Origin of the sequence: Stenotrophobium rhamnosiphilum, assembly GCF_003052265.1 — a bacterium.
GTDB classification, from domain to species: Bacteria; Pseudomonadota; Gammaproteobacteria; order Nevskiales; family Nevskiaceae; genus Stenotrophobium; species Stenotrophobium rhamnosiphilum.
The window spans coordinates 43,668-59,989 of the sequence record NZ_QANS01000009.1; the positions used below are offsets into that span (position 1 = coordinate 43,668).

A 16,322-nucleotide genomic window follows, 5' to 3' on the forward strand; every position below is an offset into this window, starting at 1 on the left:
ACCAGATCGGATGACGTGCCGAAGAACGAGAGTACAGCCATTTTCTCGTTCAGCTGGTTTGACCTGACTTTGGGCACGTGAACTCCCGCGATGCCCATTTTTTTTAACGATGTGAATAAAGCGGTACGAGTAAAGAAGATTGTTGTTGCTGGCGATGCGCTTGTAGGAAAAGCCCCTCCAGCAAATGCATGAAGCGGTACGAGTCACTTCATTAGTAAATATAAGGCGTGCGAAATATTCAGCCCGCTAATTAAACGACTGCAATTCTTGCGGCTAGGAGAGAACAGATGGAGTTTGGTCAGCGACCGGACCAGAAGCGCAGGGTGCTCAACATTGGTTTTGTTGTGCTGCTGCACGCGATCCTGCTGTATGCCTTGGTGGTGGGCTTGTCCCGCAAAACGGTGGAAGTACTGCCGCCACCAATTGAAACAAAGATCGTTGAAGAAGAGCATCACGAGGAGCCACCACCTCCGCCACCACCTCCGCCAATGCTAACGCCGCCACCTGCGGCATTTGTGCCGTTGCCGGAAATCAGAGTGGCAGCACCTCCGCCACAAAACGCGATCGCAGCAGTTTCGCCAGAGCCGACACCGGTAACAACCGTGCCGCCAGTTCCGGCGCCGCAGCATGTGCCGCCTGTGATCAATGCAAAGCGTAATTGCCCAGAGCCAGAGTATCCGTCGCTGTCATTGCGACTTGGCGAAAAGGGAACCGTCACGCTTCAGTTCTTGATCGACATCAAAGGTCGCGTCAAGGAAAGCAAGGTTAGAGACAGCAGCGGACATCCACGTTTGGATGAAGCAGCTCGTTCAGCACTGAGTCGCTGCCGATTCACACCCGGGACTTTAAATGGAGTCGAGGAAGAATCATGGGCAGAACTCAAATACACCTGGCGCATTCCAAATTGATTGCAGTCGTAACCACAGAAGGTGAGGCGTACTAACTGTCGCACAGCCTGACCATAAGTAAATGAATTTAAGAGGAGAGAGAGATGAAGTTTTCATTTGAAGTTGTTGCAGTCCCCGCGTGGCGTTTAACGCTTGCTGCATTGGCATTTGTTTCTGTAGTTGCACTCGCACCGCAAGCAGCATTTGCGGCGGATGCCACGCCAGCGGCCGTTGCTGCCGAACCTGTTGCAGCTGATGTTATTGCAGCAGACGCTGCTGCCGCTGCTTCGGCTGGCGCACCGGCTGTAGCGGTCGAGCAGGTGGCCAACCCTTATGGCATTCAAGCGCTTTGGAGTGGCGGCGATTTCATCGCACGCGGCGTACTCTTCTTAATGCTGATCATGTCTGCAGCAACCTGGTACATCATGTTTGCCAAGCTCTATGACCAGCGCAAGATCATGATTCAGGCTAAGAGCGCGAACGCAACGTTCTGGAAATCACGCTCGGTTGCCGCAGGTCTTGAAACACTTAAAGCCGGTAGCCCGTTCTGGTATATCGCTGAACGTGGCATGAGCGCTAACGAGCATCACGAAGGCACGATGGTTGAGCAGGTTGATCTCTCAACGTGGGTGACGATGACAGTGAATCGCGCTGTTGATGAAATCCAAAGCGAATTGCAGAAAGGCTTGGCGGTTCTTGCAACCGTGGGTTCAACCGCGCCGTTCGTGGGTTTGTTCGGCACGGTGTGGGGCATTTATCACGCACTGACGGCCATCGGTATTTCAGGCCAGGCGTCCATCGACAAAGTGGCAGGTCCGGTGGGTGAAGCACTGATCATGACAGCCATGGGTTTGGCGGTCGCTGTGCCTGCGGTCATGGGCTACAACTGGTTGGTGCGTCGTAACAAAGCGGCGATGGACAAGGTTCGTGCATTTGGTGGCGATCTACATTCGGTATTGATTTCAGGCGCACGTGTAGGCGAGGCGGCAAGCCGCCGCGGCGCATGATTGTTCTGGAGCTGAGCTAAGGAGCGTCTGTTATGTCCATGCAAATAGGCCCCGGCACTAGTGATGGCGACGACGAACTCAACGCGTCGATCAACACGACCCCGCTCGTCGACATCATGTTGGTGCTGTTAATCATCTTCCTGATCACGATTCCGGTTGTGACGCCAACGGCGCCTGTGACCTTGCCGCAAGAAAAGAATCAGCCCACGCAAACCAAGCCAGAGAACATCACCATTTCAGTCGATCGAGATGGCGGTATTTACTGGAATGATCGCCGCGTGCCTGACCTGCAATTGCTGCTCGAAAAAATGAAAGTGGAAGCCGTGAAAGAACCGCAGCCTGAAGTACATATTCGCGGCGATGAGCGCGTGCGTTATGAGTCAGTGGGTGAAGTGGTGGTGACCTGTCAGCGTGCAGGCATCGTCAAGGTGGCATTCATCACCGAACCACCGCCGAAAGGATAGAAATGTTCAATCCAAAAAGTTTAAAAAAATATCGGCAAGGAGAGCTCTCATGGGCATGAACATTGGTCAAGGCAATGGTTCCGGTGATCCGGAAGTTGTTGTTGATATCAACACCACGCCGTTGATCGACGTGATGTTGGTGCTGCTCATCATGCTGATCATCACGATTCCTGTGCAAACGCACGCCGTGAAGCTCGACATGCCGCAACCCACCACGGCAGTGCCGCCAGCGCCGCCGCCGGTTGTAATTCTGGAAGTGGATTTTGATGGCACGTATATCTGGAACGGAAACGTTCTGCCGAATCGTAAATCGCTCGAAGATCATTTGAGAATTGAAGCGCAACAGCCGATTCAGCCAGAGCTGCATATCCGTCCCAACAAACTCGTTGAATACAAATACGTCGCAGCCGTCATGGCGGCATCACAAAGGCTTGGCATCAAGCAAATAGGACTGGTTGGAAACGAACAGTTTATGCACCAATAGGAGCAGCAATGAAAAATAAAAATATCCTATCTGGCCTCGCGCGAGCCGTCATCGTGTCGGCGCTGCTTGCTGTTGGTGCTCCATCAATAGCGGTTGCTGCTGAAAAAAATTCGATGCGGTCTCAATTGGAAGATCCGCTCAAAGCTGTGCAAGACGCAGTTCAAGCAAAGCGCTACAAAGAAGCGCTCGCCAAGCTTGATGAAGCCGAATCCAAGGTCAGTGATCCATCGCCATATGAGACCTACATTCTGCGTCGACTGCGTGGCAGCGCCGCAGCGGGTGTAGGTGATGCAGCAACGGCGATCAAATCGTTTAATGCAGTGCTTGAGTCACCACTGCTTCCGCCAGAAGAGAAGCTGCCCCTGCTTGATGCATTGGTGCGACTGAGCTACTCCGCAAAGCAATATCCGCAGGCGATTGATTATCTGCAGCGGTATCGCGCGGGTGGTGGCACCAGTGCTGCAACTTTAGAGCTTTTGCCGCAGGCACTTTATGTTTCTCAGCGATATGCCGAAGCTGAGAAAGAACTCAACGCCATGATTGATGACCTTGAGCGCGCCGGTAAAAGTCCAACGGAGCAACAGCTACAACTTTTAGCTAGCTGTGCATTGAAGCGAAATGCTCAAGCAGATTATCTCGCTGCGTTGCGTCGCATGGTGACTTTCTATCCGAAGAAGAGTTATTGGTTGGATTTGATTTTGCGCACTGGCAGTCAGCCCGGTTTCTCTAATCGTCTCAACCTTGATGTCTACCGCATTCGCAAACTAACCGGAACCTTGGACGGCGCCAGCGACTTTATGGAAGCCGCACAGCTCGCGCTGCAAGATGGTTTTCCTGGTGAGGCTGCTGGCTTTCTCAAGCAAGGTTACGACCGTGGCTTATTAGGGAAAGGCCCTGCTGCCGAAATTGAGCGACAGAACAGACTCAAGGCCTTGGTCGAAAGAAAAGTTGCTGCGGACAAAGCGACGTTGGCCGATGGCGAACGCCAAGCGGCGAAGCTCGCTAATGGCGATGGATTGATCGTCACCGGCTTGAACTATGTTGGATACGGTCAGTACGAGAAAGGCATTCCGCTCATGCAGCAAGGTGTTGCAAAGGGGAATCTAAAAGACCCTGGCGGCGCGATCCTGCATTTAGGCTATGCACAGTTGGTCGCTGGCCGCATGGCGGACGCACAGAAAACGCTGCGCAATGTACAAGCGACCAATGGCAGCAGAGAACTCGCTGCTTTGTTGGTGATTCTTAGCCGACAAGCTACGGAATAAACGAGTGACCCCAAGGCTCACCATGGCGTTTCTGTCGACGATGGCACGAGTCCCTATTGCACTGAAGATGGCTGCAATGCAGGGGCTCGTGTCAGAAATCGAAGAAGACATCACGGGATATTGGCTTAAGCATTCCAATAATCACGACGACGCAATCATCGCGATTTATCAGAACGCTGACGTCTACGACGGCCGCATCGTGAAACTTGCACACCCGATCTTTAATGGCGACGAGGGATTGGCTGACATCGTTCCGCCAGCCGTGATCGGGAAAAATAAAACGGATGTCTTCCATCCTGATCCTTTATTGCGATCGCGTCCGCTGGAAGGTATGAGAATTATTGCCGGCTTGCGCTCTGCGCACTATCTGGAATGGTCTGGCGCTTACATCTACTGCCACGGCGAAGGCAGAACCTATCAATGCAAAGCGCGGCTCAGCGATGATGGAAAATCTTTGCAGATTGAAACCTACCGTGGAAAGTCTACCGCTGTAGCCACGCAAACATGGACGCGACTGCGTTCCAGTCATTGGCCGGTTTAACGCCTAGCCAATTCGGCACCGCGTATCGTCTCGGCGCAGAACTCGAAGCGCTAGCCGTTCTATTCGTCGAGGTGCTGTCTGCTACGGAAACAGACGGACAAATCAGCAGCGGCGATCTTCAAGAGCTAGACAATAACTGCAAGCGCTCTTGGGAGCGCTGGACTCAGCTTCTCAATAGTAGTTCTTACGAGAAGTGGACCGCCTCTGGAAGAACAGACATCGAAGAACTGATCACGATCTCGCGCGGAGCATCAGGACTATTCGTGAGCGAGATCTATTTGCTCAGAGTTTCTCTCGCCAACGGAAGGATGTTTGGAGATCTACGCAAGCGACTCGCAGCATCGGTGAGTGGCATGCGTAATAAAGCCATCGAGATGCAGCGTAAGTCTGTGCGATGATGGCTTTCGCCATCAAAAGTATTGCGAAGCGCCGCATCCACAAGTGTTAAGGTGTAGGGGCTTTCTCAGCCTTCTCTGCATTTATTGCACTAATCCTGATCGAGATACGTTTTAGCTACGGCGAGTCGGTTTTCTTGTGCCTCCCGTACTAAGCAACAACAACTCCATCGGGAAGCTCTCGTGAAAGCACCGCAATCCAGTCTGGTTTTACTGCCATTTGTTACATTGCTTTGTCTTGGCCTAACAAGCTGCGGGCCGACAGCAGAAGTGCCAATAGCCAAGCCTGTTTTGCTCACCGAAGAGCTATCGTTGTCGATTTCCGACGATCACGCGACAATTGCTCAGCTTGAGGATCTGTTGATGTTGAGAGAACAGATTCTTGCAGCAGATGCTGCATCGCAGAAAACATTGAACGCGAACCTTCAGCATCAATACGATGTGGAACCATCAGAGAAAAATAAAATGCGCTTGGCATTGGCGTTAACTACGCCAGGGCATACGCGCGCTGATCTGATCAAAGCACAGAAACTGATCGAAGAACTTCAGTCCAATACAGGCTCGCTTCCCCAAGTGGTTCGCATGTATTTGAGAGCGCGAGTGGACATAGCAAAGCATACGTACGATTTGGAAGGCAAAGTAAAAGCGCTTTCCAACGATACGAGAGATTTAAATGAACAACTGGCAGATGTTAGAGCGCAAATAAAAGCGTTGACATCGATAGAGCAAAAACTAGAAAGCGCTCGATCTTCCGCGAGCGGCCGAGAACGCAAATAAGCGAGACGTCTCCGCTTTAAAGGTCGGTGAGCGCTACTGCGGCGTCGGAAGTGTCACCGTCGGAATGGACTCGGTATTCGTGATCACTTGGCGCTGAGGCATGTAATTCAGCAGTAGATCCGTTTCCTTTTTGACTACTCCGTAGCACTCGCAACTCAGGCTTTCGAGTTTTGATCGGTCAAGCACCTTGATCAGTCCGCGTGCATAAGTAATCGCGCCCAATTGTTGGAGTTTCCTTGCGGCATCTGTGACGCTCTCACGGCGAACTCCGAGCATGTTGCCAATGAATTCCTGCGTCATGGTTAAGTGATGGCGCGACAGGCGGTCAATAGAAAGCAACAGCCAGCGACAGAGCTGTTGGTCGATCGTGTGTTGACGGTTGCACACTGCAGTCTGTGCAATTTGCGTGATGAGGGCCTGCGTATAACGCAGCATCAGCAGTAGCAGCTGACCGTGACGATTAAACTCTTCCTTCACCTTGGCTCTTGGAAGGCGATAGGCATAACCCGCGCTTTGTACGAGCGAGCGGCTGGGTGTGCTCTCACCGCCCATAAAGAGCGTAATCCCGAGCAAGCCCTCGTTGCCGACCACCAGAATCGCAGTCGACGCTCCGTTTTCCATCACGTACTGCAAAGACACAATAGAGTCCGTTGGAAAGTAAACGTGGCGCATCGTGCTTCCGGATTCATACAAGAGTCCGCGCAGCGGCAGCGTTACAAGTTCCAGATGTGGGAATAAGCGGCTTTGCACCTCGGGCGACAAGGCTGCCAGAAGATGATTCTGCTGGGGCTGCGGTTTGTCGGACAATGGTGCGCTCTCGAATGGAGCGTTGGAGATCCTCCGCGCTCAGTCGCTCCAACGTACTTTCTAGAGCGCGCGGAATCTGTACGGTATCGCACAGACGCATGTCTTCGCGCCTCAACGCAAACAGGCGGACAGTTCCGCAGGTGATTCAGTGCATGGCGCGCTATGTGCGACAACAAGCGGACGTCGCCAAGCGTGACTGGGAGAATCAAAACACTGGATTGCCTGCAAAGAAATGCTGATCGCTGCATTTACGACATGTGTCTGACTGCCCGCTTGCTTTGCAGATGATTCTTCTTAGGAGATCAAGCCATGCTTAGCACTGTTTTATTAGTTGTCTTAATACTGTTTCTGGTCGGCGCTTTGCCAGCGTGGCCTCATAGCCGCGAATGGGGCTATTACCCCAGTGGTGGACTCGGCCTTGTTTTGGTCATTGTGTTGATCTTGTTATTCACGGGCCATATCTAACATCGAGCGAACAACGCGTCGCAATTAATGATGTGTAGTAAGGAGGTTATTGTGAAAGACAAAAATAAAGTCAATGCAAAAACGAGAAAATCCAGAGTAGGGTCGTCGGCCAAGAAAATTCGTGGTTCTGACGAGAATCGCGCAAGGATCAAACAACCGGCCATCCGCTCTCAGCATAGAGAGCGAGAGGTTAGTCAGGCGGTGGTCGAGCTGATAACTGGAAAGAAAATCGTATCAGTGCTTAAGTCAACTCTGCGTAGGCTCCGCACTCGCTAGCTTCTGAGGATCAAAACTCTTAGCCGAGGCCATCGGCCAATATAAATTGTAGACGCTGTGTGCCGTGGGGTTCTCCAACAGTTCTCCGGGCGCTACAAATTTATAAAGGTCAGAGACGAGCCGCACCTCGCTTCCAGAAACGCGCCGTACGATGTGGTGCGGCTTCAGATCGCAAGGATGTTGCAAGCCTGCTGCACTGATGAGTTCACCGAGTGCACGCAGCGTTCTGTTATGAAAATTAGCGACACGTTCGGCCTTGTCTGGCACAACAAGCGCACGCTGACGGCTTTTATTTTGTGTGGTGACGCCGGTGGGGCAGCGGTCGGTATGGCAGGACTGCGATTGGATGCATCCCAATGCAAACATAAAGCCGCGTGCGACGTTGCACCAGTCCGCACCGAAGGCCAACATTCGCGCCATATCGAAGCCGGAGATGATCTTTCCGCTGCAACCAATGCGAATACGGTCTCGCAGATTCAGGCCGACCAACGTGTTGTGCACTAATAAGAGTGCTTCCTGCAGTGGTGTGCCGATGTGGTCGAGAAACTCCAGAGGTGCCGCACCAGTGCCGCCTTCGCCACCATCAACGACGATGAAATCTGGCAATACATTTGTTTCCAGCATTGCTTTGCAGATACCGAAGAATTCCCAAGGATGACCTAACGCGAATTTGAAACCAGTGGGTTTGCCGCCAGAGAGGGTGCGTAGTTGATCCAGGAACTGTAGAAATTCAGTTGGCGTGGAAAAAGCGGTGTGCTGCGCTGGAGAGACGCAATCCATGCCTTGGACAACGCCGCGTGCTTCCGCGATCTCGGCGGTGACTTTTGCTCCAGGCAGTATTCCGCCATGGCCGGGTTTGGCGCCTTGCGAAAGTTTGATCTCAATCATCTTCACTTGCGGGGAGCGTGCTTGAGCCTCAAAGCGCACGGCATCAAAGTTTCCATTGTCATCGCGGCAGCCGAAGTAGCCACTGCCGACTTGCCAGATCAGATCGCCTCCCGGTTCATCCCCCTGAGTGCGGTGATAGCGACTGATTGAGCCCTCGCCAGTGTCATGTGCAAAGTTGCCGATCTTAGCGCCGCGATTCAAGGCAAGAATTGCGTTGGCCGACAAGGCGCCAAAACTCATTCCAGATATATTCATCAGCGAAATGGAATACGGCTGACTACAGCGCTCACCGCCTACGCTAATGCGAAAGTCATTGTCCTTAATATGCGCTGGCCGCATGGAATGATTGATCCATTCGTAACCATCGCCATAAACATTGTGTTCGGTGCCGAAAGGCTGTCTATCTTCTTCTCGCTTTGCACGTTGATAGACCAGCGAACGCTGAGCGCGAGAGAACGGTTCTGCATCATTTTTATCGTCAAGCAAATATTGACGTATCTCTGGACGGACCGATTCAATCATGAAGCGCAGATGCCCAATGATCGGATAGTTACGCAGAATCGAATGGTGAACTTGTATGAGGTCCCGTACGCCCAGTAGTGTCAGTGCGCCGGTCATCGTGGCTAGCCAAGCCCATTGGAGGTTGTGTACTACCGCAACCACGCTAGATGCTACAAATATTACAGAGCAGATCAGCAGCGTTGAGAAGCGTGCAGCGAAAGAGTTTGATAAAAAATTCATTGCAGACTCCGACTTCCGATCCGAATGTTATCGGTGGAATATTTCTTGGTATCGCACAAGTTACAACGATACCAACATTACGCTAATAAAAAAGAAAGCCCGCAGCGGGGGAACGCTGCGGGCTTATCAAGGAGCGAAAGTCGGGGGAACTTTCTGGAGATCAGGGAGTGAATCTCGTGACACCCAATCTACAGATTCAACCTGACTAGTAACTGAACGGTGTTAGGATCGTGTGACCACAGCGATATCTAAGACTCTTATCTCAATGTTTGATACCGCACAGACCCTCGCGTTCGCCTACGTTATTTTTACAATCGCGGATCTACCTCGAATACTCCGCGTTTCTGAAAGCGTTGTACGAATGGAAGATGACCTTGCGAACGGATGACTCCGCAAACGAGCCCTTGTTGGGTGCTCATGAGCCTCAACCCATCAGGGTCGAGAATGCCGCAGGTCAATCCGCATATTTCTTGATCTGTGATCACGCCGGGACGCGAATACCTGAAAAGTTGGATTCATTAGGCCTTCCAGAAGCGGAAGTGCAGCGACATATCGGCTGGGACATTGGCGCAGCTGCACTAGCGCTAAAGCTCGCGGACAAACTCGATGCCACGGTCATTCTTCAGCCGTATTCCCGCTTGGTGATTGATTGCAACCGTCCGCTTAACAGTCCTGACTCAATAGCGAAGATCAGTGAGCGCACTTTAATCCCGGGCAACCAGCATATTTCTAAAAACGACGCGCAGAAGAGGCGAGATGAAATCTTCACGCCTTATCACCGTCGCATTCGAGAAGAACTCGATTCCCGAGAAAGTCGTGGTCAAGCGATGGTGCTTATCGCTGTGCACAGCTTCACTCCGGTGTATCTCGACCAAAAGCGGCCGTGGCACGTCGGCGTTCTCTATAACCGCGATGCGCGACTAGCCCATTTGTTGAGCGCAGCATTGCGTGCAGAAGAAGATTTAGTTGTGGGTGAAAACGAACCCTACTCAGTTAGCGACGAGACCGACTACACGGTTCCAGAGTACGGCGAGCGACGCAAAATTCCGCACGTTGAAATTGAAATTCGTCAGGACTTGATCGCTGATGAAATTGGACAAGAGGCGTGGGCGCTCCGCCTGACTCGTCTGCTGAAGACTTTAGTAGAGCCACTGAAACTTTTATAACGTTAATGCCGGTCGCTCCGGAATTGATGCATTACTTATCGGAGACGAACATGCAAATTCACTTGGGTTGCGAACTTATTTATAAGTGTCCACAACCGACGCCGATGATCCTTAACATGCAAGTGCATCATTCTCGCGCTGCGGATTTGATACGACCCAATCTTCTCCAGACGGATCCTGTTGTTCCCATCACGATGTACTGTGATGGCTACGGCAATTGGTGCAGTCGTATCGTCGCACCAGCTGGGCTCATTCGTATTAGCACGGACACTTTGATCGAAGATCAAGGCATCGCCGAGCCTATCGTGTTCGATGCGGTGCAGCATCCCGTCGAAGAATTGCCTGAAGACACTTTGGTTTATTTGCTGGCTAGTCGGTATTGCGAGACGGATCTATTTACGGATATCGCATGGAAACTATTCGGGCCTACTCCTTTGGGCTGGGCGCGTGTGCAAGCAGTCTGCGATTTCGTTCATCAGCACATTACCTTTGGCTACCAATACGCGCGGTTGACGAAGACCGCTTGGGAAACCTTCCATGAAAAGCAGGGCGTGTGTCGCGATTACGCGCATCTGGCCATCACCTTATGTCGCTGCCTGAATATCCCGGCGCGCTACTGCACTGCGTACCTGGGAGACATCGGCGTGCCAAAAGTTGATGCTCCGATGGACTTCGCCGGATCAATGGAAGTCTATTTAGGCGATCGATGGCATTCGTTTGATCCGCGCAATAACCAGCGTCGTGTTGGTCGCGTTCTGATCGCGCGTGGTCGGGATGCCGCTGACGTTGCGATCACCACCACATTTGGACCGCATACGCTCGAAAGCTTCCAAGTGCTGGCAGATGAAGTGATATAAGCCTGATCATCTGGACAAGGCTTTGGATGTGAGAGGGTGTTCGCCGATGCAGCATATCGTGACTAAAAAACAAAAATGGCTTGTCATATTGACGGTCACCTTGGTGGTGATCGTTGGCGGATATGTGGTGCTTCCGCTTGCGATGAAGACCTACATCAATCACCGTTTGGAAAACCTGCCGAATTATCGGGGCCACGTCGATGGTCTCTCGGTCTCGTTGCTTGCGGGTTCTTATCAGCTCCAGAACATCACGCTCGAGCAATTAAACAGTGCTACCAATGAACCACTGTTCACGGCCACAACTGTCGATGTCGCCATTCTTTGGGGCTCATTGTTCAAGGGACTCATCGTTGCTGAGATTGCTGCGCACAATCCAAAAATAAACTTCGCGGCGGCACACGCTGGTAAAGAGGCACAGTCAGGTTTTGGTGTTAACTGGGTGAATGTCGTCGGCGAAATCACGCCGTTTCGCATCGATCGCTTAGAAATTATTAATGGAGAAATTCATTACTACGATCATTTCAGCAATCCGCCAGTAAATATTTATTTGTCAAAAACACAGGCGACACTGACTAATCTGGCGAATAGCGACAAGCTTGCGAGCAATCGGCCATCGCACCTGGTGCTTAGTGCACAGGCGATGGATCGCTCGAATCTGTTCACGGATGTGTTTTTTAATCCCTTCAAAAAGGAAGCGGATTTCAAACTTAAATTAAAGTTGATCGCTTTCCCGGTTAAAGCGCTTCGCAACTTCATGCACGCATATACGCCGGTAGATCCCAGTGGTGGGACGCTTGATCTGGTGATTGAGGCGAATGCAGAGAAGGGAAATATTGAGGGATATGTGAAGCCTTTATTCCATGAGTTGAAATTGGAACATTGGGAAACAGCTTCAGATCATAAACTGCAGCCGTTGCGCTTCTTCTCCAACACAATGGGCGACGTCGTTAATTTCCTATTCCGCAATCAGGCCGAGAATCAACTCGCATCTAAAGTTCCGTTTTCCGGAAAGATCGATGATCCGAGTGTTGATGTATTGAGCGCTGTTCTCAACGTTCTTCGTAACGCCTTTGTCGGAGCCTTTAAACCGCAATTTGATTCTGCAAAAGATTAGTTAGCAGCGTTCAGCTAACAGTCATATTGCATCTGTAGATTAGGTCTCACGAGGTCCTCCCCCTGATCTCTAGAAGGTTCCCCTTACCTTCGCTCCCTTGATAAGCCCGCAGTTCCCCTGCTGCGGGCTTTCTTTTATTTGTTGAAGGGGAATCAAATTGGTGTCCATCAAGCTATCAATGCGCCGACGGCAGCAATGCCTTCGGTGCATGACCGTAACAACAGTTATGGATAGGTGAACGGGCCGAAGTTATTGCAAGTCGGAGTCACTGCGTTAGCTGGATCAAGCGCGTTGCGGACATTACGCAATGTGAGCGCATCGGCGACCAAGCTGAGGTGTTCCGAGGTGTTGTACGGGCATTGATTCTGCACCACGATGTTGGTGACATTCGGCCCAACAAGGGCTTGCGAAGTGTAGGGCGTGACCACTTGATCGTACTTAGTTGAAATGACCGTGTACGTGATGCCCGGCAGGGTGTCGCCACCAGCGTTGAGGTTGGTCATAAATGCGGTGCCAGCGTTCTGTTGCATGCAAGCGGGGCACCAGGTTCCTACTGCCACGTTGCCGATCAACAATGCTGCTGGGGTTGCCTGCAACAGCTTGTTGAAGCCTGCAAGATCGCCGCCATGATTACTCGGCGCGATGCCGATAATGTGGTTGACCTTGGACGCGCCGCCATTGAACTTGGTGTAGTGACGCGGAAGCATGCCGCCTTGAGAGTGGCCGATAATATCGACCTTGCTCGCGCCAGTGGATGTCAGCACCCGGTCAACGAACTGCGCTAGTTCCACGCTCGACTGTTCCATCGGGGCGAGGCCATACACCTGATACAGCGTGATAGGTGTGAATCCATTGCCACCGTAGTTGAGTGCGTACACGCAGTAACCATCGTCCTTCAACGCTGACGAGATTGTCGTCATGTTGTAACTCATGTTCGCGAGCGTGCCGTGCACCAGTACAACAGGACGCGGATGCGCCGTAGTCGGGCGGCAGTTCCAGTCGTTTGCGCCCGTAGGCGAGATATCGAAGGGGCCGGCGCTGGCCGGCATCGTGCCCAGCAGGCCCAGCGCGGTGATCGCAGCGCCCAGCAAATGACGCAAGCCGAAGCCCCGTTGTTTATTGTGATTCATACACTCTCCTGTTTTGCACTAGATGGCAGTTATAGTGATAAGACCTTGCACTCACTGCGCGTACGGTAAAGGGCGTGGCTCGGCCCGTCTTGCGAGAATCCGCAAGACGATTTGGAATTGACGCAGGAGGAGAATTTGGCTCACTACACCACTGGCGCCGGGACCGTACGCGCGGGCTATGTGCAGGCGCTGCTGGAATACTTGCAAGCCCAAGGCGTGACTCTTGAGACGGTGTATCCGGCGACAGTGCTGACGCAACTTGCTGCACTCGGCTCAGGTGGACGCATCGCCATCACGCAGTGGCAAGACATGTTTGAAAAAGCAGTGCAGTTCACTGTCGATCCGGATTTGCCGTTGAAAGTGGCAGAGACAATCAACCCGCGACATTGGGGACTCGTCGGCTTCGCCGCCATGAGTTGTCCGACGATGGGCGATGTCATCAGCATCGTCGAACGTTTTGAGCGTCTGGTTGATGAAGTCAACGAGAGTCGTCTAGTGCAGAACGGCGATATGGTCGAACTACAGTGGTTGCCACTAACCGAAGCGCCATCACCTTTGTTTATGCAGATTGCGATGGCGAGCTGGGCCATGTTCGCGCGCCGCTACACCGGCTATCCGGAGCTGAAAACCGAAGCACACTTTACGTTTTCGAATTCCGGCGACACACGCGTTTACGAACGTATCTTCGGTAGCCCTCCGTGTTTCTCGCAGGCAGTGACCAAGCTGGTGTTTCCGGCGACATATTTGCAACTGCCGATCACTCACTCTGACAGCGATATGTATCACTTGCTCTTGGCACAGGCGGATGTGCAGATGCAGGAACTGCGCACCGAGCCAGAAGCAGTGCGCGAAGTTCGAGTGCAAGTGCTGCGGCGACTAAGCAGCGGCCGCGTCAACATGGAAGAGATCGCCGAAAGCTTGGGCGTGGCACCACGCACGCTGCAGTACCGTCTTGAAGAATGCGGCCTGAGCTATCGTGAATTGCTCGATCAAGTGCGACGCGATCAAGCGCAACGTTTACTGCGCATGCCAGAAGCTGCGCTGTCGGAAATCACGTTTCTGCTGGGATATTCGGAGCAGAGTACTTTTCAGACAGCATTCAAACGCTGGTTTGGTGAATCACCAGGCGCTTATCGTAAGAAGCAGACGTGATCAGGAAGGAGTGGTGTTGGATGGCTGCACACTAGTCATCCTCAACGTACTGTTGGGCTTTCTATTTGTACAATTTGGACCTTGCCGTTGCTTTGTTTCACGACCTCAGCTTCGTATCCGTTCATGCAGCGGATATAGCCTTCATCGAAAACGTTGTGCGTCAATTCCGTGCAATGAGTTTTGTTTCCGGGTGCCACGCGTATCCATTTGGCTTTGTTTTCCTCCAATGCCTCCCTGAAGGCCGGCTGGTCCAAAACTTGGCGGCTCAAATTGTCCTCGAGAGACTTTAGTCCACTGTCCACAACCTTTTTCCCGTTTGCGGCGTTGTCTGTGCAGGCGCTGCAAAACACAGCAATGGCTATTAGAGCGAGTTTCCAATTCATAAGGTTCTCCCTTGTTTTGTACTTTTCTTATCGTAACGCCAAACCTTTTGTAGGCGGCGCTTGCAGGTATGCGGATGAAGATAAGACGCTTTCGTGGTCTTCTACTTCAATTCTAAGCCACAAAAAAGCCCAGCATGAGCTGGGCTTTTATTTATTGGTGGTGGACGCAGTCTTCAGCGAGACCGTCTCCACTAGTTCGCTGCTATCAGGGTAATTTATAGGCAATTTCGAAAAACAAGGCTATAAATTCAGTGGGGAGATACCCCTAAGCTACTATTTTTATAAGGATTTACAAAGCCAATCCGCTGTGTGTCTCGGAAGATATCAGGGAATATAGCTTCTAGAATGCGCCAATAACAGAGATTTCTGCAGGTTAATTGCAGTTCTGAGCATTATTGAATGGTGCTCGTGGCGCGGGTGTTGGCACTAGGGCGGCGCGCTGCAAATGCGGCGCACCAAAAGGCTACTGGACCCTAATGAGCAATTAGGGCGGAGCGTGAGGTTCAGCTGGCTATTTGCTTTGGCTCCCTATTTCCTTGTTTCGATTTCGCCTATCTTCAGCTAGCAAAATTCTTAAGCCATCATTAACAAATCCGCGTAGTTTTTCAGGTTTTTTGTTCTCTGTCAGAGCCATCTTATCAAACAGACTTTGCGCATCTGTAGTGGAATAGTTTCGTGCAATAAAATCACAAACAGCTAAGCAAAGATCTTCATCAAGATATCTTCCATAGTGATTCGTAATACATTTTGCCAATTCTTGATAGTGCTGCACGCGTAGTTTTCCTTGCTCGGTTCCGAGCACAAGTAAAAAGTTCCAAAGTCCCTTTTTCGAGTAGAAATTTTCATTAGAAAGCAGCTCAAGAACGAAAGTAAAATATTCATCAGGAAAATTTTCAACCTCTAATAAATCATCTTCATACTGATCCGCTATTTTTTGAAATATCGATTCACACTTCTTGCCAGCGCACTTTTCAAGTTCTGTCCTGTATGCGTCAATATTCTTGTGAAGATTATTTGCCATGCCTGCTCCTTAACACTTCGAAGAACATTCTTTTTGATAGCGATCTTCAAGCTCTCGTAGACGCCGAAGCTGGCGATTTAAGAGTTTTCTGTGTCCTCTGACTGTATCTCTTAACTTTTCGCCCGGGCCGATTCTTTCAGGAAGATTTCCGGGATTTTCCTCCAAGTCAGGAATTCTTTTATCGTAAATATCTTTTTTCAAGTTGACGATTTTCGCTGCTAACGCCATGCATTTTGGGTTAAATGGGTCATCCGGCGGTTGGCCTGTATTGGGTATTGGAAGAGCTGGGTCAATTGTTTGCGTTATCGGCGCGGGCCGAACTATTGGAATTATGATTGGTCGAGGTAGAACCAAAGTTTGAAGTCCATTCGGGTCAATATTCCCAATCGGATTTCCATTTACATACCCATAGGTAGACCAGCTTCCTCCATTCAGCCCGATCGGATCTGATTCTACATAGCGTCCGATAAACGGACTGTAATCACGGAAGCCGTTCTGGAAG

Annotated in this window: 19 protein-coding genes; 13 read left to right on the forward strand and 6 right to left on the reverse strand. The window is 51.4% G+C overall.

Translation table 11 applies throughout. The features are described 5' to 3' along the window. The first annotated feature begins 287 nt into the window (after nucleotides 1–287). The 8 genes from CJD38_RS18815 to CJD38_RS17800 all read left to right on the forward strand — a co-directional run bounded on the left by CJD38_RS18815 (nucleotide 288) and on the right by CJD38_RS17800 (nucleotide 5,820). A complete protein-coding gene (locus tag CJD38_RS18815) occupies nucleotides 288–908 on the forward strand; it encodes an energy transducer TonB (RefSeq protein WP_107941737.1) in 621 nt (206 codons plus the stop codon). Between the two features lie 83 nt (nucleotides 909–991). Next, nucleotides 992–1,894: a MotA/TolQ/ExbB proton channel family protein gene (locus CJD38_RS17770; RefSeq protein WP_107941738.1), complete on the forward strand. Its 903-nt coding sequence runs from the start codon at nucleotides 992–994 to the stop codon at nucleotides 1,892–1,894. Between the two features lie 32 nt (nucleotides 1,895–1,926). Further along, complete coding sequence (locus CJD38_RS17775) at nucleotides 1,927–2,358, forward strand: ExbD/TolR family protein (RefSeq protein WP_107941740.1); 432 nt, start codon at nucleotides 1,927–1,929, stop codon at nucleotides 2,356–2,358. Between the two features lie 49 nt (nucleotides 2,359–2,407). Then, entirely contained in the window at nucleotides 2,408–2,842 is a 435-nt protein-coding gene (locus CJD38_RS17780) for an ExbD/TolR family protein (protein WP_107941743.1), read from the forward strand. An 8-nt stretch (nucleotides 2,843–2,850) separates the two neighbouring features. Then, nucleotides 2,851–4,107 (forward strand): tetratricopeptide repeat protein, encoded by a 1,257-nt coding sequence (locus tag CJD38_RS17785; RefSeq protein WP_107941745.1) that lies wholly within the window; start codon nucleotides 2,851–2,853, stop codon nucleotides 4,105–4,107. A 4-nt stretch (nucleotides 4,108–4,111) separates the two neighbouring features. Continuing rightward, nucleotides 4,112–4,648 (forward strand): DUF2147 domain-containing protein, encoded by a 537-nt coding sequence (locus CJD38_RS17790; RefSeq protein ID WP_146166018.1) that lies wholly within the window; start codon nucleotides 4,112–4,114, stop codon nucleotides 4,646–4,648. Next, nucleotides 4,612–5,046 carry a hypothetical protein gene (locus tag CJD38_RS17795; RefSeq protein ID WP_107941749.1) on the forward strand — a complete coding sequence of 145 codons (435 nt, stop codon included), beginning with the start codon at nucleotides 4,612–4,614 and terminating at the stop codon, nucleotides 5,044–5,046. Before CJD38_RS17790 ends, CJD38_RS17795 begins: the two co-directional genes overlap by 37 nt. 180 nt (nucleotides 5,047–5,226) lie before the next feature. After that, nucleotides 5,227–5,820, forward strand: coding sequence for a hypothetical protein (locus CJD38_RS17800; protein WP_146166019.1), 594 nt, complete (start codon nucleotides 5,227–5,229; stop codon nucleotides 5,818–5,820). Between the two features lie 33 nt (nucleotides 5,821–5,853). Here the strand turns inward: CJD38_RS17800 and CJD38_RS17805 are convergent, their stop codons facing one another. Then, nucleotides 5,854–6,627 (reverse strand): Crp/Fnr family transcriptional regulator, encoded by a 774-nt coding sequence (locus CJD38_RS17805; RefSeq protein ID WP_107941753.1) that lies wholly within the window; start codon nucleotides 6,625–6,627, stop codon nucleotides 5,854–5,856. Nucleotides 6,628–6,936: 309 nt separating this feature from the next. Here CJD38_RS17805 and CJD38_RS17810 point away from each other — a divergent pair, with 309 nt between their 5' ends. Then, a complete protein-coding gene (locus tag CJD38_RS17810; RefSeq protein WP_107941755.1) occupies nucleotides 6,937–7,092 on the forward strand; it encodes a DUF3309 family protein in 156 nt (51 codons plus the stop codon). A gap of 246 nt (nucleotides 7,093–7,338) precedes the next feature. Here CJD38_RS17810 and CJD38_RS17815 read toward each other — a convergent pair whose 3' ends face one another. Then, a complete protein-coding gene (locus CJD38_RS17815; RefSeq protein WP_107941757.1) occupies nucleotides 7,339–8,997 on the reverse strand; it encodes an FMN-binding glutamate synthase family protein in 1,659 nt (552 codons plus the stop codon). 368 nt (nucleotides 8,998–9,365) lie between these two features. Between CJD38_RS17815 and CJD38_RS17820 the strand changes: the two genes are divergently transcribed. From CJD38_RS17820 to CJD38_RS17830, 3 genes are read left to right on the forward strand one after another with little or no spacing between them, the layout of a single operon-like run. Continuing rightward, nucleotides 9,366–10,163 (forward strand): N-formylglutamate amidohydrolase, encoded by a 798-nt coding sequence (locus tag CJD38_RS17820; RefSeq protein WP_107941759.1) that lies wholly within the window; start codon nucleotides 9,366–9,368, stop codon nucleotides 10,161–10,163. Nucleotides 10,164–10,213: 50 nt separating this feature from the next. Continuing rightward, nucleotides 10,214–11,020 (forward strand): transglutaminase-like domain-containing protein, encoded by an 807-nt coding sequence (locus tag CJD38_RS17825; protein WP_107941773.1) that lies wholly within the window; start codon nucleotides 10,214–10,216, stop codon nucleotides 11,018–11,020. A 58-nt stretch (nucleotides 11,021–11,078) separates the two neighbouring features. Beyond that, the gene (locus tag CJD38_RS17830) at nucleotides 11,079–12,134 is read left to right on the forward strand and encodes a DUF748 domain-containing protein (RefSeq protein WP_161554288.1); all 1,056 of its coding nucleotides are present in this window, start codon (nucleotides 11,079–11,081) and stop codon (nucleotides 12,132–12,134) included. A 224-nt stretch (nucleotides 12,135–12,358) separates the two neighbouring features. On the opposite strand, the gene CJD38_RS17835 is transcribed toward CJD38_RS17830, so the two are convergent. Beyond that, a complete protein-coding gene (locus CJD38_RS17835; protein ID WP_107941763.1) occupies nucleotides 12,359–13,264 on the reverse strand; it encodes an esterase/lipase family protein in 906 nt (301 codons plus the stop codon). A 135-nt stretch (nucleotides 13,265–13,399) separates the two neighbouring features. Between CJD38_RS17835 and CJD38_RS17840 the strand changes: the two genes are divergently transcribed. Then, the gene (locus CJD38_RS17840) at nucleotides 13,400–14,416 is read left to right on the forward strand and encodes an AraC family transcriptional regulator (protein WP_161554289.1); all 1,017 of its coding nucleotides are present in this window, start codon (nucleotides 13,400–13,402) and stop codon (nucleotides 14,414–14,416) included. 41 nt (nucleotides 14,417–14,457) lie between these two features. Here the strand turns inward: CJD38_RS17840 and CJD38_RS17845 are convergent, their stop codons facing one another. From CJD38_RS17845 to CJD38_RS17855, 3 genes are all read right to left on the reverse strand, one after another. After that, entirely contained in the window at nucleotides 14,458–14,799 is a 342-nt protein-coding gene (locus CJD38_RS17845) for a hypothetical protein (RefSeq protein WP_107941768.1), read from the reverse strand. Between the two features lie 511 nt (nucleotides 14,800–15,310). After that, nucleotides 15,311–15,820, reverse strand: a complete 510-nt coding sequence (locus tag CJD38_RS17850; RefSeq protein ID WP_107941770.1) for a hypothetical protein — start codon at nucleotides 15,818–15,820, stop codon at nucleotides 15,311–15,313. A 9-nt stretch (nucleotides 15,821–15,829) separates the two neighbouring features. Continuing rightward, nucleotides 15,830–16,322, reverse strand: a 493-nt coding sequence (locus CJD38_RS17855) for an RHS repeat domain-containing protein (RefSeq protein WP_146166020.1), incomplete at its 5' end; no start/stop codon positions are given.

What these genes read in the sequence shown, in the direction of transcription:
- CJD38_RS17795 (WP_107941749.1), top strand. Translation starts at nt 4,612, where the DNA reads ATGGACGCGACTGCGTTCCAGTCATTGGCCGGTTTAACGCCTAGCCAA.
- CJD38_RS17850 (WP_107941770.1), bottom strand. Translation starts at nt 15,820, where the DNA reads ATGGCAAATAATCTTCACAAGAATATTGACGCATACAGGACAGAACTT.
- CJD38_RS17810 (WP_107941755.1), top strand. Translation starts at nt 6,937, where the DNA reads ATGCTTAGCACTGTTTTATTAGTTGTCTTAATACTGTTTCTGGTCGGC.
- CJD38_RS17835 (WP_107941763.1), bottom strand. Translation starts at nt 13,264, where the DNA reads ATGAATCACAATAAACAACGGGGCTTCGGCTTGCGTCATTTGCTGGGC.
- CJD38_RS17785 (WP_107941745.1), top strand. Translation starts at nt 2,851, where the DNA reads ATGAAAAATAAAAATATCCTATCTGGCCTCGCGCGAGCCGTCATCGTG.
- CJD38_RS17815 (WP_107941757.1), bottom strand. Translation starts at nt 8,997, where the DNA reads ATGAATTTTTTATCAAACTCTTTCGCTGCACGCTTCTCAACGCTGCTG.
- CJD38_RS17845 (WP_107941768.1), bottom strand. Translation starts at nt 14,799, where the DNA reads ATGAATTGGAAACTCGCTCTAATAGCCATTGCTGTGTTTTGCAGCGCC.
- CJD38_RS17820 (WP_107941759.1), top strand. Translation starts at nt 9,366, where the DNA reads ATGACCTTGCGAACGGATGACTCCGCAAACGAGCCCTTGTTGGGTGCT.
- CJD38_RS17780 (WP_107941743.1), top strand. Translation starts at nt 2,408, where the DNA reads ATGGGCATGAACATTGGTCAAGGCAATGGTTCCGGTGATCCGGAAGTT.
- CJD38_RS17770 (WP_107941738.1), top strand. Translation starts at nt 992, where the DNA reads ATGAAGTTTTCATTTGAAGTTGTTGCAGTCCCCGCGTGGCGTTTAACG.
- CJD38_RS17775 (WP_107941740.1), top strand. Translation starts at nt 1,927, where the DNA reads ATGTCCATGCAAATAGGCCCCGGCACTAGTGATGGCGACGACGAACTC.
- CJD38_RS17825 (WP_107941773.1), top strand. Translation starts at nt 10,214, where the DNA reads ATGCAAATTCACTTGGGTTGCGAACTTATTTATAAGTGTCCACAACCG.
- CJD38_RS18815 (WP_107941737.1), top strand. Translation starts at nt 288, where the DNA reads ATGGAGTTTGGTCAGCGACCGGACCAGAAGCGCAGGGTGCTCAACATT.